Below are 955 nucleotides of genomic sequence, written 5' to 3'. Positions count from 1 at the left end.
CTGGTCCTTCTTGAAGCCCTGGTCCCAGCCGGGCTGGAAGCTGACCAGGTTGGCGGAGATCCCCGCCTTCAGGGCCTTCATCGTGGTGTCCCAAGCGATCTTGGGGCCGGCGTCCAACTGCAGCTGGTCCTGCTCGTTGTAGAAGCCGACGGGCTGCTGGGCGAGGATCGGGTTGAACATGTCCGTGCCGGAGTCGATGAACTTCTTCCCGCCGCTGCCCTTGACGTACTTCTCGCCGGTGGCGATGAACGCGTCCCAGGTCGGCCACAGCGCCGACACGGCGTCGCGCTCGGTGGGCAGGCCGGCCGCCTTGAACAGGTCGGTGCGGTAGCACATGGCCAGGCCGCCGACATCCGTGCCGAGGCCGATCTGGGTCTTGCCGTCGGCGGACAGCGTCTGCTTCCACTTCCAGCCCAGGTACTTCGACTCGTACGAGCCGGCGCCCTTGTCCAGCAGGTTGACGAACTTGTCGGCCTGGCCGCGGAACTGGACGGCGAAGCCCTCGTCGATCGCTGAGATGTCCGGCGCGCCGCTGCCGGCCACCAGCTTCTTCTGCAGGTCCTGGTGCTGCGCGTTGAACTCGCCGGAGTTCAGCGAGATCTTGACGTTGGGGTGGTCCTTCTCGTATTGCGCCTTGAGCGCTTCCAGGCCGAAGTCTCCCCAGAAGTTGACCTTGAGGGTGACCTGAGCCGCCGTCGCGTCGCTGTCACCGCCGCTATCGAGCTTCTCGCCACTGCAACCGGTAAGAGCCAGGGTTCCGGCAAGGCCTGCGGCGATCAGCGCCACGCCTCGCTTGGCGAACCGTTCCATTACTCCTCCACCCAGGGAAAGTGCTGTGCGAATTTACTGAACCGGATAAGTGACGCGACCGTATGACGTGGCTCACCCGCTGTCAAGAGTGTGTTTCACGTTGATGTCTGTGTCCGTAACCAACCACTGTAAGCAACCGTAAAGC

Annotated in this window: 1 protein-coding gene; it reads right to left on the bottom strand. The window is 63.7% G+C overall.

Annotated features, from left to right (window positions below; translation table 11 throughout):
- The coding region (locus DMB66_RS59965; protein WP_148112980.1) for an ABC transporter substrate-binding protein at window positions 1–810 on the bottom strand (810 nt) is incomplete at its 3' end.
- Window positions 811–955 lie beyond the last annotated feature (145 nt).

The organism is Actinoplanes sp. ATCC 53533 (genome assembly GCF_003947245.1).
Note: the sequence above shows the minus strand (reverse complement) of the source record. Positions and strands in the feature narration are given on the sequence as shown.